This window comes from Clostridiales bacterium (assembly GCA_012512255.1).
Lineage (GTDB): Bacteria > Bacillota > Clostridia > Christensenellales > DUVY01 > DUVY01.
In genome coordinates this window covers 1-14,972 of sequence record JAAZDJ010000129.1, presented here as the reverse complement: position 1 = coordinate 14,972, position 14,972 = coordinate 1, and the positions used below count along the sequence as shown (strand labels likewise).

Below are 14,972 nucleotides of genomic sequence, written 5' to 3'. Positions count from 1 at the left end.
TATTTTTTAGATTTTTATAATATTTATTATTCTTTTATTGCGCCGGTCATTATTCCTGAAACAAATTTGCGATGTATAAACGGGAACAATGCAAGAATAGGAACAGTAGCAAAAATTATTGAAGCATATCTAACCGCTTGGCTGCCATTTCCTGCGGCGCCTATATCTTGCAAATTAACCAAAACAACAAGTTCGCGCATAACCATTTGTAAAGGATATTTTTCCTTGGAACGCAAATAAAACAAGGCGGGTATATAATCGTTCCAATGACGCACAGCATAGTACATAGCTATTGTGGCTATACCGGGTATAATCAAAGGAATAACAACCTTGAATAAAATCTGGAAATCATTCGCGCCGTCAATTTGAGCGGCTTCTTCAAGACTTTGAGGCACTTTTTGTATAAATGACCTAAGCACAACAAGATTGTATGTCATTATCGCCCAAGGTAATATCATTGCCAAACGATTATCTATTAAATTATAGGATGATACGGTAAGAAAATTTGGTATTATACCCGCATTAAACCATAAAGTCAACATGATAAAAACGCTAAACCCTTTTCTCCATATCAAATGTTTGCGCGTGATAGCAAACGCCCCGAACAATGTTAAAATAACATTAATTAAAGTCCCTGATACAGTATAAAATATTGTATTAAAAAGACTTTGGAACAATAATTTATAGGACATTAAAAATTTGTAACCATTTAAAGTAAAACCCTTGGGTATTAAAAACACATTTCCTTCAGCAATAGGCGTATTGGAAGAAAAAGACTGAGCTAAAACATTTAAAAATGGATAAAGCATAACAACACAAATAAACCCTAATATTGACCAAATAATAATTTTAGGCAAATAATATGAATAAAATTTTCTGCTTTCTACCATAAAGATACCTCTGAGACTTTTGAGCTAATTTTATTAGTGATATAAACTAGAATAAATGCCACAACAGTTTGAAATAGACCAATAGCTGCTGCATATGAAAAATCTGTAATCAAAGGATTACTGCTACCCAAGCTGTATCTATATACGTATGATGAAATTACATCGCTAAACTCATAATTTTGGCTATTGCTTATTAATATAATCAATTCATATCCAACATTAAGAACTTGCCCTAATTTGACAATAAGCATAGCAATAATGGTAGCGCTTATGGCTGGTAAAGTTACCGCAAAAACTCTACGCATTTTTCCCGCGCCGTCAATAGCTGCGGCTTCATAAAGCTCTTGATCCACTCTAGATAATGCTGCCACAAAAATTATTGACCCCCAACCCATGCCTTTCCACATGTTAATTAAAGTATAAATACCCCAAAATAATTCTTTACGGTCAAGCAATGATAAATTACTCTGGGCACCAGTTATTTTATTATACAAATGAAATAAAAATCCGCCAGACGGCGATAAAAAGCTGATAAACATACCAGCTATTACTACTATTGATATAAAGTGAGGTAAATATGACAATGTCTGAACTACTGATTTTGCTAGTCTATTTTTAACTTCATGAAGCAATAACGCAAAAACTATTGACGAGCCAAACACCAATACAATATCCAGCATGCTTATAACCAAAGTATTGCGCATTATATTAAAAAAATCGGGAGAATTAAAAAATCTTTCAAAATTTTTCCAACCTATCCATTCAGTTTCAAAAAAATCAACAAAAGGGTTGTATTCCTTAAAAGCTATTGATGTGTAAAAAAGCGGTATATATCTAAACATTAAGTAATAGACTACAACCGGTAACAGCATAAGAAGTAAAAATTTGCTAGTTTTAATTCTTGATAATAAAGTCTTACGCTTTTTAATCGTTAAACTCATATTTTCCTGTCCTTATAAATAATTTGACTTATTAAAAAAACATTGATATTATTTATTTAGAATATTGTTGTAAGCTATATGTAACCGCTTACAATAATATTAGCATATATTGTTATTTGTGTCAATACTATTTAATAAATAATGGTGGTAAATGTGGTAAATTATGACTATATATGATATTGCTCGAAAAACTAATTTATCTGTCGCTACAATATCGCGTGTTATTAATAACAAAGCACATGTTACTGAAGCGACGCGCCAAAAAGTTTTAAAAGCCATAGAAGAATATAATTATCTTCCAAATGCGCTCGCAGTTGGTCTTTCCACTAATAAACCTCAAGCAATTAGCATCATGGCGCGCGATGTTTCCAATGTTCATACAGGTAAAGCTGTGACTTTTCTGGAAAGCAAGCTTCGCGAGCTTGGATATTCAATATTTTTATATGGAACCGATTGCGACCAAGAATCAAAAGAGCGATATATAAGAGAATCTATATCCCGAAAAGTTGACGCTATAATATTTGTTGGGTCGTTGTTTTCAGAAGTTCCAGAAAACTCCAAATTAGAACTTTATGCTTCTAAAACGCCAATTATTTTAATAAATGGCCAAACAAATATTGAAAATGCTTATTGCGTTGTTTGCGATGAATACAGCGGAGTTAAAAATATAATAAAAAGTTATTATAAAAATAATAAAAAACGAATTTTATATCTTTACGACGTCGTGACCTTGAGCGGAAAACATAAATTAAAGGGTTATCAAGACGGCTTAAAAGCTTGTAAATTACCTATAGATAAGGATTTGATTATTAAATGTCAGCGCGATTTAAAAGGCGCTTACAACGCTATAATTGACGCTATAGATAAAAATTTGAATTTTGATTCGATTATTTGCTCCGAAGATATTCTTGCAGTAGGAACAATAAAAGCGCTTTTGACAAAGGGCATAAAAGTTCCAGATGATATAGTCGTAACAGGAATGAATAATTCAATTATTAGCGATTGTTGTATTCCGTCAATTACCAGCTTAGACAACAAAATTACAAAATTATGCGAATTAGCAATTGAATCTTTAGAAAAATTATTTAAAAAAGAATCTATTCCTAAGATTCAAACTATTCAATCTACATTAGTAATCAAACAATCATTTTGCCCTTTAATATAAATTTAAGAAACAGCGTGCAATCAACGCCTAAATAAAAAATCATGGGACGCCATAAAACAGCGCCCCATTTTATTTTAATTTTTTGTTGTGACTCTGCATCAAAATAATATTCTAGATGTTGTTATTCTGTATCAACAATATACTCTGGATACAGCTTAAATGTATTTCCTTCTTTTTCAATACGCCAATTTATAAAAGTCTTTCCATCAACTTGATAATCCGCTTCATTTGGAGGCGTAGCCTGATTGCCAAATGGAACTACTTGCTCTGTTTGTCCGTTAATTGTTATGGCCTCATAAACGCCTTCGTTAACTTCTTTATAATAAATTACAATGTATTTAATCGGCGATAACTGTGCTACAAAGTCTGTATCCTCGGTTATATTATCAAGCGGTTTATCCCATGTAACCTCATAACCCAACACATAGTAATTAGGGCTTACTGCAGACTCTCCATGAATAACAACGGTTTCAAATATCAATGTTGCGCCGTCTTCTTTATAAAACTTGACGGTATGCAAATCTTTAATATTATAATTAATATTAATAACCACCGTATCGTATATTGAAACGTCCGCCACATAAGATACTTTTATAATAGCATAACCCGAAGTGTTATTAACTGCATAAAATACGCCATCTTCTAAAACATATTCGCTTTCTTCTAAATCAGTTTCAACAACTTCCCATACAAAATATTCTTGGCTCAAGCCTTGAGGCGATGTAGTAACAGTTAATGTTTCGCTTTGCCCGGCCAAAATTGCGCGCTCTTCTTCTCCATCAATAGAAACACTTTCAATTTCGGGAGCTACTGTAACCGTTACGGTATCATAAATATTTTCAGAATTTTCCCATTGAGCTTTTACTATGGCTATGCCAGGCACATCGCCCGAACTAAATACTCCATCATTGGTAATTTGCGAATTTGTTGCAGTAGCGCCAGGCTCAATTGACCAGATTACAGTCTGATTGGTGGCGTTTTCTGGTTGTATAATCACGCTGAAAGTATGAGTTTGATTAACTTTCAGACTAATTTCAGATTCGCCCTCAATAGTTATTGATTCTACATCAATTATTACCTCGTCCTCAACCACATAAATAGTTATTGTGTCTGATTTACTACTATCTCGTTCGGAAGTTGCTCGCAAAACCGCGCTTCCAGCCACATAACCGGCATTAAAAACACCTGTATGAGATACTGTGGCTTCTGTTGCCGTCGCGCCCTCGTCAATTGACCATTCAACATTTTGATTGGCTTTTTCGGGTTTAACGATTGCTGTAAATGTCATGGATTGTCCAACCTTTATAGTGACAACATCTTCAGAGTTAATCGTTACGCTCTCTATTGCCAGTTTGTCGCCACAGGCTATAGCAAATATCATAAGAAAGATTGGAATAACAAGTATCAAAGAAATTCTTTTTATTATATTCATATTCCCCTCCCTAATCTTGGATTGTTTCAATTTGAACTTCAAATTCAATATCATCTATTACCGTTAAAGTAATTTTATTCTTTGCAAATCCTGTAGCTTCCAAACCGTTTTCCAATAATGTCATTTTATAACCAGCATTTAATACAAAATATACCGTTAGCTGCTCGCCCTCAGCAACTTCGATACTATCCTGAATAGGATTAAATCTTGCATCATACATTCTTACTATTAATGGGCACTCAAAACTTACTGTTTTAGCAGGTGCAAAGACAGGTATAATTTCAAGATCCTGTATAATATTGTTAATATAAAGTTTGCCGTCAAAAACTTTATCGATCATATCTACGCCATTAACGCTTACAGTCTTTAAAATATATCCTGTTTCAGGCGTAAATTCAATAATGACTGAACCATGTTCCCTAACATTTTCCGTTTCAGTTCCATCGGGTAGTAAAACTTTAGTTTGCCCATTATCAGCGGTTACGGCGGTAACAGAATAATCAAGATCCAAAACAGAAATATAAGGTCTGCAAATCTTTCCATCCAATATCTCTATGCTTTCTTTAGAACCAAAAACAATATATGGCTCTGAAGTATAGGTGCCTGTTAAAATCAAAGTAACCGAGGTCATTCCTATAGTTTTTTGAGTGCGCAAATATTCGGTTATATTTGCTGTATACCAAGCTCTTCCGCTTCTTATACTAAGAGGTGTTTCATTAACCTTAACCGCATTTGATATATTGATAGACCCGTCCAAACTAATATTGGAGGAAATAGGCATATCTTGCCAAGTCTTTTGTTCTGTTTGCCAATCTTCCTCATCCCAATCAACAAAGTTAACTCCCCAAATAGTTACTAAAACCTCGCCTGAAGAAAAACTTACATTTGGAATGGTAGCAAGATTTAAAAGAGCGGCTTTTTCAACATCAAAATTACTGATATCAAATTTTAAATAAGAAACTCTGGTAGCATTTCCTAAACTTCCAGCTGTTTTAACTCTTATTTGAGATTCATCCGTTATAGTGTTTCCCGGACTTAATGTTATATCTGATAATGGATAAATAATATCAGTTGCTGTGCTGACCTCAAAGACCACGCCAATTGTGTAATTTTGCTCAATACCGGTCAACTTTAATTGATAATCTTCAAGTAAGGTCAATGCATCCTCCCCATTAACCGTAAGCGAACTGATATCATAACCCGCATCTGGAATAACTTTTAGTGTAAGATCTTCTCCTTCTTCTATTACATATTTTTTTACACCGTCTTCTTTAATTAATTCGCGACTGGAATAAACCGCTCCGTTTTCCCCAACATCCAATACTATGTCATAAGAAGGTTTTGCGGATTGATAATTGAATTCTATATATGGTCTAAGGTTTTCTTCCGCATTATGCGAATGAAAATAGACGCTACCCGATCCAGACTCTGTGTAAATAACAAAGCTTACAACATAATCTACCAAATAGCCATTTTGTTCGATGTTATAATTTTCTTTGACAAAGTTTATTATTTGGGTAATTTCAAGTCGCAATTCGCCTACTTTCGCATCCGTTAAATCATATGTTTGATCAAGTTCAGGTACCACAGAAGCATTAATTGCGCTTCGCGTGCCGTCTTGCCAATTAAATGCGTCTTTTTGAGGAGCTTGGTCATTCCAAATGTTGTTTGTTGCATACCTTAAAACAAGTCCTGTATGGGTTGGTTCTTGCGATAAATGAATAACTAAATCGGCTCGATTAATTTCTTCATCGGAACTTAAAAACTCGGTCAAATCAAATTGCAAATATCCAACTCTTCCCGATGGTCCGCTTGTTAATTGAAATACCGAACTGGTATTATATATAGAATTTTGGCCGTAAGAGCTAACATAAGTTCCATATTGCATAACAAATTTTGTATTAATCTCGCCTTCGGCTGTAATTAAAGAATTGCTAGGTACAAAAAATCCAAAACAAAGACAAAAAAAGGCCATAAAACCTAAGATATTTCTTAATGTTTTTGCCATATCATTCTTCCTCCCTATGATATTTTCCGCAAAAAATGTTTATTTATATGATTTTAATATAAATAAGCAAATTGTAAGGGGTTACATTTTATATCATATTATCACTATTTTCTTTACTTGTCAAGAAGTTTTTTATTACCAAGATATTTATTATTAAATGTATAAAAAATATTAATAGCTTTAACATATTTATTAAAGAATTGTTTTTAAAAAACATCTCAACATAGTCGTTAAATTTTATCTTTAAGATATAACAATAATATAAATTGACTTAGATTAATAATTATGATAAAATTAATTTAACAAATGTAAGGGGTTACATTTATGGATTTTTCAGGGAGGAGAATATGAATAAAGAAGCTTATAGTTTTTTTATTGGTTTTTTTATTAGGATTTGGATTATATCATGGCTTTAATATAACTTCCTATAAAGCATCCGCTGAAAATAATGATATATATGATTTGAGCGAATTAGTTTCAGATCGTCTTAGCGAGTTTACTTGGACTGATACAAATCTTAATATAGATGTAAATATTAGTATTTATTCTCGTGTTGAAGGCGTGAGTAAAGTTATTCTATATGTTACCAACCATTCCAATGAGCGAATTGGACAAGAAGCTGATAGCGATATCATAAATGACTTTCTTGATAATGGTTATCATGTGGTAGTCGCAGATTATCTGGGCAATCCTTTGGCTGTTTCGCCCCTAATGGATCATGGCGTATTTGATTTACGTCTTAAAATTGAAGATAACAGCTTTTTTAAGGATTTAGGAATATTCACAGAATTATACGGTCTTTATATTGTTCCTGGAGGATATAGGTTGTTGCGAGATGCGGTTTATTGGGAAATTGATAAGCATGGTTCCTATGGAACTAAAGAATATGTCATGAGTTTATGGAATGATTATATAGTTAAAAACTTTAATAAATCGCCCGTATCCAGTCCTGACGAAATGACCAAACCAGACGGCAGCCCAATAGATTGGCAATTAAAAATGGATATATTCTATCCTTCTCAGCCTAATAAAAATACGCCTGTAATGATGTTTCAAGCTTCCAATTCCCCGCGTAATAGAGTGGAATCAAGAGACAAGCGTTATCATTCAATAGGTTTTTTGTTGCAAGGATATACTTATGTTCTTTATGACCATAATTATCAACCTTTAGCGCGAGGAGACCATTACGGTTATTGGGACAAATATACCTTAGATGACTACAACGGCTTAAAATCAAATACAGCCGCAGTAAGATTTGTGCGCAAAACTGCTGAAGAATTGGGCTTTAGTGCCGACAGAATAGGCGTATGGGGTCATTCAAAAGCATCATATGGTCCGGCACTTCTGGCAAATCCTAATCATAATCAAAGAGGTGAATGGTCTACTTTTAAAGGTTTTCCTCAGGGGTCTCCAGAACCTCAGCCTTGGCAAGGATATTCCAGCGTAATTCAAGCTAGCTATCAATCCATGGGCAACGGTACTCGCAGACATGACAAATTAGTAACAGACGATAATGTGCCTACTCTCATTGCTTGCGGAGACAAAGATGATTATGGGGCTTGGAAATATTGGCCCGAATTAAAAGCCAATTATGAAAATAGAGGGCTTGCTCATTTGGCTCTTGGTATGCTTGGTCTTGGCCATACTTATCCTTTTGGGTATGATATTGATTTACAAATTGATAGATATAATATTTGTTTTGATTTTTTTAATAGTTATCTAAAACCTGAAACCAAGCCAGCTCTTTTGTATGTTATTCCTCCACATGGAAGAGAAAAAGTTTCTATTGAAAGCACTGTGCATATAAAGTTTGCGCGTTATATGAATCCACAAAGCGCGCAAACACATATTTATTTAATTGACGAATCTGGTCAAATAATTGAAGGCAATTTAGAAGCCATTCAACAAAATACAACCTTTGTTTTTACTCCTGCTCAGCCTCTTTTAAAGGACCATACCTATACTCTGTGTATTGATAAGGAAATTACCGATACAAATGGCATTGATCTTGGAAGCGATAGAACTTTTGGGTTTAAAACAGAAGACGATAGCATAAATATTGTTGCTTCGGCAGATGCCCATATTTCTTATGGCAATATTTCAGGTAGCTCGGCAGATTCTAATTTGGGATCAGATGCAACCCTTGCTATTAGATGGTGGTCGCAAGGCGGAGCTAACGGACGAGAATGGAATCGTAAAGCATATATAAAATTTGACTTTGATTATATAAGCGAAGTCATTAACGCTACGCTTAACATTACAACCGCAGCGCAAGCTACCGGCTCAACTATATATATTTATGGACTAAAAGATGAATATACTAATTGGCAAGAAGATAGTATCACTTGGAATAACGCTCCTGGTAATGATACTAATGGCGGGTCGGTGTTAACAGATTGCGTTTTCAACGGAGCGCCTATAGCATCTTTTGTTAACTACGAACTCAAAAAATATACCATAGACGTTACACACTATATTCGTAGTTTAACAAATAATACTGCTACTTTCATTTTTATAAGGGAACGTTCAAGCGCAGGTAATGATTATATAGTTAGCAAAGAAGCCGCCCAAACTTCAGGTAATCTTGATATGGCGCCGCATCTTAATCTGAAGATGGAAACCGGTAAAATTGCTCTTAATGCAGATTATACAGGCAATATATCCATTGATGGCGATAAAATTATTGCTCCTAAGGGCGCTACCGTAAATGATTTGTTTTCGGCGCTTAATGTGGATAACGGACATGGTTTTATCACTATTTATAAGAACATACTTAAAACAACCCAGATTTCAGATCCTGAAGCCGAGCTTGAAAAAGGAATGATTATTACAAGTTCTTCTTCCAAAGGCGGCAAAACTTTTGATTATATCCTGTCTCTTTCTTCAATTATAGATATTCCTGAAGCAACCAATCTAGTTTATAACGGAATAGAGCAGGTCTTAGTCTTGCCCGGAACTAATATTTATTATACAGTTACAGGAAATAAAGCCACTAATGCCGGCAATTATACGGCAACGCTGACCCTAATCAATGATGATTATGTCTGGTCGGATGGCACGAATACTCCTAAAGTTATCAATTGGACGATAGAAAAAGCTTTAATAAATCTTGATAATATAAGCTTTGAAAATGGAACTTTTATCTATAACGGCAAAGAAAAAAATCTTTATATAGGCGGCGCATTACCCAAAGGCGTTAGGGTTGAGTATGATAACAATGGCCAAATTCAACCAGGCGTTTATACAATTACTGCCCGATTTATAATTATCGATACTGATAACTATACGTTTGAAGGCGAGTTGCCCGAGCTTACAGCTATTTTGACCATAAAGCCTACCGAAAAAAAATCAGGTTGTTCATCAAGCCTTAATTCTATGGCCATAATTATTTCTTGGCTTTCTTTAATGGCTATCTTATCAATTAAAAAATTTTAAGCGCATAGTTTGTTGAAACAAGTTAAAACTCTTATCCTCAAAACCCTTCTATAGCAATAAAAGCAATAGAAGGGTTTTTAACTAAAGTTATAACATATTATTTTTTTATAACGAGTTTTTTTGAAAAGATTTTGTCGACCAATCAAAAAATCCTCTCAAGGTTTCTTGAGAGGATTTTTATATTATTCGGCTTTTTGGGCAAGTTTTTGATAGCTTTTAAGTCTTTCTTTCGCGGCGGCCTCAGCTTTTTCAAACAGCTTTTCGGCCTCTTCGGGATTGGTCTTTTTCAATGCCGCGTAGCGCGTTTCCCTTAAGATAAATTCTTTGTAGTCGCCGGTAGGCGCTTTGGAATCCAAAATAAACGGGTTCTTGCCTTCCAGCGCCAAATCGGGATTATATCTATACAAATGCCAATATCCGCTCTCTACCGCTTTTTTGGTTATTAATTGGCCGTTGGACATATCTATGCCGTGGTTTATGCAAGTGGAATAAGCGATTATTAACGAAGGCCCTTTATATCTTTCGGCTTCTATCATGGCTTTTATAAGCTGGTTCATATTGGCGCCCATAGCCACTTGGGCCACATAGACATAGCCGTAACTCATAGCCATCATGCCCAAATCTTTTTTCTTGGTATATTTTCCGCTTGCGGCAAACTTGGCGACCGAGCCCGTAGGCGTCGCTTTGGACGCTTGGCCGCCGGTGTTTGAATATACTTCGGTGTCAAGCACCAATATGTTGACATCGGCGCCCGAGGCTAGAACATGGTCAAGCCCGCCAAAGCCTATATCGTAAGCCCAGCCGTCGCCGCCGATAATCCATATGGATTTTTTGACAAGGCATTCTTTGTTTTGGGCTATCTCTTGAAGAACGGTCTTTAACTCGCCGCTTGCTTGATCCGCGGCCTCGTCAATAAACCGCTTAATTTGCTCGCTAGGTTCTTTGGACAATTCGCCGTCGTCTTTGGTCTCTATCCACTTGACAAAAGCCGCTTTTTTCTCTTCGTCAACGCCAAGCTCTATAGCTTTTTTCATATTCTCGGCAAGCTTGTTCCGCCTTTGGTCATAAGCCAAACTCATTCCGTATCCAAACTCGGCGTTGTCTTCAAACAAGCTGTTAGCCCAAGCGGGACCTTGGCCCTTAGCGTTTTTGGTGTAAGGCACCGTAGGCGCGCTTCCGCCGTAAATGCTGGAACAACCCGTCGCGTTGGCGATAATCATACGGTCGCCAAACAATTGGGTAACCAGCTTAATGTAAGGGGTCTCGCCGCAACCAGCGCAAGCGCCCGAAAATTCAAACAACGGTTGACGGAATTGAGATCCCTTAATGGTTTCTATTTTGTAAACATTGTCTATTACGGGCAATGTCAATGAAAACTCATAATTGTCTTTTTCAGCCCTTACCATTTCGTCAAAGTCTTTCATTACAAGCGCCTTTTCTTTTGCAGGGCAAACATTGGCGCAAGAGCCGCAACCCGTGCAATCCAGAGGGCTTACCTGAATTTTAAATTGATAATCTTTTTGACCTTGGGCGGTCAGGGTCGCAAAACCTTCGGGCTTGTTAACCAAAGACTCAGGCTTGGCCAGCAACGGTCTTATTACCGCATGCGGACAAACCATAGCGCACATATTGCATTGGATACAATTTTCGGGAATCCATTGAGGAACTTTGGGCGCGATGCCGCGCTTTTCAAATCTGGTCGTCCCCGTGGGAACAGAGCCGTCGGGGCTGAACGCGGATACAGGAAGCGAGTCGCCTTTTTGGGACAAGATAACGCTTATAAAATTCTTAAAGTATTCATCCATATATACCTGCTCAACTTCAGCGCCTTGGTTAGTATCGGCCCAGCTTTCGGGATACTTTATTTCCACAAGACCGCTTATAGCCTTATCTATGGCGTCCCAGTTAGCCTTAACGATTTTTTCGCCCTTTTTGCCGTAGGACTTTTGCGCGGCTTCTTTCATATACCTTTCCGCGTTTTCATAAGGAATGACATTGGCCAGCTTGAAAAACGCCGCTTGCATTACGACATTAATGCGGTTTCCAAGCCCTGTCTCCTCGGCAATCTTTCTGGCGTTTATATTATAAAATTTTATTTTTTTCCGCGCTATTTGGTTTTTGACCGAAGCGGGCAATTCTCTTTCCATAGCCTCCAAGTCCCAATGGGAATTGAGCAAGAATGCCCCGCCTTCTTTTAGGTCGCCTACCATATCGTAACGGGTCACATAAGAAGGGTTATGGCAAGCCACAAAATCCGCTTGATCTATCAAATAGGTGGATTGTATAGGTTTATGCCCAAAACGCAAATGCGAGATATTCAAGCCGCCGGATTTTTTGGAGTCATAAACAAAATAGCCCTGGACATACATATCGGTATGGTCGCCTATTATCTTAATGCTGTTTTTATTGGCGCCAACCGTTCCGTCCGAGCCCAAGCCATAAAACTTGCAACGGATTGTGCCTTCGGGGCTTGTGTTGATAAACTCGTCGCAATCTAGCGATGTATGAGTAACATCGTCCTTTATGCCGACCGTGAAATGATTTTTGGGAACGGGATTTTCTAAATTTTTGAAAATGGCGTTGACATGGGTGGGGTTAAACTCTTTTGAGCCCAAACCATACCTTCCGCCCACGACAACCAAATCGTTAACGCCGTTTTCTTTCAACGCCGCCAAAACATCTTGATACAACGGCTCGCCGGCAGCGCCGGGTTCTTTTGTCCTGTCCATTACCGCTATCTTTTTGACGGTTTTGGGCAAGGCGTTAACAAACGCTTTGGCGTCAAAAGGCCTATAAAGCCTTACCTTGACAACGCCGGTCTTTTTGCCTTTGTTGTTGAGATATTGAACGGTTTCTTCTACCGTTTCGGCGCCGCTGCCCATAATGACTATCGCATGTTCGGCGTCAGGCGCGCCAAAATAGTCAAACAAATTATATCTTCTGCCCGTTAGCTTAAAGAGTTTGTCCATTTGCGCTTGGACGATTTCGGGCGCGGCTTGATAGTATTTGTTCGCCGCCTCTTTGTTTTGGAAGAAGATATCGGGGTTTTGCGACGTTCCACGCTGGATAGGGCGTTCGGGATTAAGCGCCAAATCCTTAAATCTTTTGATATCTTCCATATCAACCAAAGATTTTATTTCGTCGTATTCTATTCCGTCTATTTTGCTTATCTCGTGCGAGGTTCTAAACCCGTCAAAGAAATGCAAGAAAGGAACTCTGCTCTTTAAGGAGGCAAGATGGGCCACAAGCGCCAAATCCATAACTTCTTGAACCGAATTGGAAGCAATCATCGCAAAACCTGTCTGGCGGGTCGCCATAACATCGGAATGGTCGCCAAATATGGAAAGCGCATGAGCCGCTATCGCGCGGGCGGACACATGGATAACGCAAGGCAATAACTCGCCCGCGATTTTATACATATTGGGAATCATCAATAACAAGCCTTGGGAAGCCGTAAATGTCGTGGACAATGCGCCGCAAGCCAAACTTCCGTGCAAAGCGCCCGCCGCGCCCGCCTCGGACTGCATTTCGGCTATTTTTAAGACTTGACCAAAAATATTTTTTCGTCCCTGCGAAGCCCATTCGTCGCAATATTCTGCCATGTTAGAGGACGGAGTAATTGGATAAATCGCAGCAACCTCGGATAACGCATACGCCACATGCGCCGCCGCGGCATTGCCGTCAATAGTCATTTTTTTCATCTAATATAACCTCCAAACCGCGCAAAAAAAGCGCTCAAAAATTTTTCATAATAAACCTTTATCATTATAGACCCTTTGCCTTATTAAGTCAATGTATCAACAAAGTTTTATAGTGTTTGAAATTATTTATTTGGATTTTAAAACTCCAAGAATTTGCGCCCAAAAAAACACACATAGGCGGTTTATTATGAAAATTTAAAGCCTTAATTATAATATCTCAAGCCCGAATAACATTCTATGCAAAAAAGCCCGTTTTCGGCGGCGCATCTGTCGCACAATACCGAACCGCAAGAATGGCAAGACATCAAATATTGCGCGTCCAGCGCGTTGCAGCAATTAGAACATATTATTTTACCCATATCGTATCCTTTGTTAATAGTTTTTGTCGGTTATAATGATTAGTTTATCGCTATGGCTAAAATTTATGTAACCGCAAAATTATTAGTAATTTTGGTCAATAATCAAAATATTGCTTTTTTTGATTGGACCCGCCAAATTTAGCGTGTCTTAGCCGCATAAAATATTATCAAGATTTTTGCCCTATTGACCAAAAAACAAAAAACCCTATTGAAAAGCTTATAGCCAATATAGTATAATGAAAAAAATTAAAAATAATTTTTAACGAGGAGGATTTTTTAAAAATGATATCTTTAATTTACGGCGGCAAAGGCTCGGGCAAGACCAAAAGGTTGATAGAAGCCGCCAACGAGGCCCAAAAAACTAACGATGGCGCCGCCGTATATCTGACCACGCACGCTAAACATTCCATCCAAATCAACGCAGCCATTAAGTTTGTGGACGCGCTTGAGTATGGAATAAAAGGCAAGGACCAAACTATCGGCTTTATCAAAGGGCTTCTTGCTTGCAATAACGATATTAATGTCGTTTATATTGACGGGCTAGCATATATGGCCAATATGTCCGTGGAAGATACCCAAGAAGTCTTTGAAGAGTTAGAAGACATATCCCAAAAATTCGGAGCCGATTTTGTCGTTACGGTAAGCGCCGAATCGTTGCCCGAATTTTTGCAAAAATATAAATAATTGATTTTTGGAAAAATATAATTATTGATTTCACATAATCCTTCTTTTTATGTATAATTAGTTAAAACCGTCTTTAAAAAAAGAAGGATAACGATGCGTTACATCAGCACAAGAGACAAAAACCATTCCGTTTTGTCTTATCAAGCCATCATAGACGGCATAAGTCCGGACGGGGGCTTGTATGTTCCCGACCAGTTGCCGCGGTTTTCCAACGAGGATTTAAAACGCCTTGCGGCTATGGGCTATCAAGACAAAGCGGTTTTTATTTTTAAAACTTTTTTGCCCGAGTTTTTCAATGACGAATTAAGCCAATGCGCCGCTAAGTCCATATCTAGATTTGAGGATAATATAGTTGCG

10 protein-coding genes are annotated in these 14,972 nt (G+C 37.3%); 4 read left to right on the top strand and 6 right to left on the bottom strand.

What is annotated here, in order from left to right; genetic code table 11:
* Positions 1-26 precede the first annotated feature (26 nt).
* Positions 27-890: a carbohydrate ABC transporter permease gene (locus GX756_06490; protein ID NLC17505.1), complete on the bottom strand. Its 864-nt coding sequence runs from the start codon at positions 888-890 to the stop codon at positions 27-29.
* Positions 884-1,831 carry a sugar ABC transporter permease gene (locus tag GX756_06485; GenBank protein NLC17504.1) on the bottom strand — a complete coding sequence of 316 codons (948 nt, stop codon included), beginning with the start codon at positions 1,829-1,831 and terminating at the stop codon, positions 884-886. Before GX756_06485 ends, GX756_06490 begins: the two co-directional genes overlap by 7 nt.
* 163 nt (positions 1,832-1,994) lie before the next feature.
* Between GX756_06485 and GX756_06480 the strand changes: the two genes are divergently transcribed.
* Positions 1,995-2,996: a LacI family transcriptional regulator gene (locus GX756_06480; GenBank protein ID NLC17503.1), complete on the top strand. Its 1,002-nt coding sequence runs from the start codon at positions 1,995-1,997 to the stop codon at positions 2,994-2,996.
* A 121-nt stretch (positions 2,997-3,117) separates the two neighbouring features.
* Here the strand turns inward: GX756_06480 and GX756_06475 are convergent, their stop codons facing one another.
* Together GX756_06475 and GX756_06470 are read right to left on the bottom strand one after the other, a co-directional pair.
* A complete protein-coding gene (locus tag GX756_06475) occupies positions 3,118-4,428 on the bottom strand; it encodes a hypothetical protein (GenBank protein ID NLC17502.1) in 1,311 nt (436 codons plus the stop codon).
* Positions 4,429-4,438: 10 nt separating this feature from the next.
* Positions 4,439-6,436 carry a DNRLRE domain-containing protein gene (locus GX756_06470; GenBank protein ID NLC17501.1) on the bottom strand — a complete coding sequence of 666 codons (1,998 nt, stop codon included), beginning with the start codon at positions 6,434-6,436 and terminating at the stop codon, positions 4,439-4,441.
* Between the two features lie 462 nt (positions 6,437-6,898).
* Between GX756_06470 and GX756_06465 the strand changes: the two genes are divergently transcribed.
* Entirely contained in the window at positions 6,899-9,871 is a 2,973-nt protein-coding gene (locus GX756_06465) for an Ig-like domain-containing protein (GenBank protein ID NLC17500.1), read from the top strand.
* Positions 9,872-10,053: 182 nt separating this feature from the next.
* On the opposite strand, the gene nifJ is transcribed toward GX756_06465, so the two are convergent.
* Together nifJ and GX756_06455 are read right to left on the bottom strand one after the other, a co-directional pair.
* Positions 10,054-13,572, bottom strand: a complete 3,519-nt coding sequence (gene nifJ, locus GX756_06460; GenBank protein ID NLC17499.1) for a pyruvate:ferredoxin (flavodoxin) oxidoreductase — start codon at positions 13,570-13,572, stop codon at positions 10,054-10,056.
* A gap of 203 nt (positions 13,573-13,775) precedes the next feature.
* Entirely contained in the window at positions 13,776-13,931 is a 156-nt protein-coding gene (locus tag GX756_06455; GenBank protein NLC17498.1) for a hypothetical protein, read from the bottom strand.
* A 282-nt stretch (positions 13,932-14,213) separates the two neighbouring features.
* Here GX756_06455 and GX756_06450 point away from each other — a divergent pair, with 282 nt between their 5' ends.
* Both GX756_06450 and GX756_06445 read left to right on the top strand, forming a co-directional pair.
* Positions 14,214-14,615 carry a hypothetical protein gene (locus GX756_06450; protein ID NLC17497.1) on the top strand — a complete coding sequence of 134 codons (402 nt, stop codon included), beginning with the start codon at positions 14,214-14,216 and terminating at the stop codon, positions 14,613-14,615.
* Between the two features lie 93 nt (positions 14,616-14,708).
* On the top strand, positions 14,709-14,972 hold a 264-nt coding region (locus tag GX756_06445), incomplete at its 3' end, for a threonine synthase (protein NLC17496.1).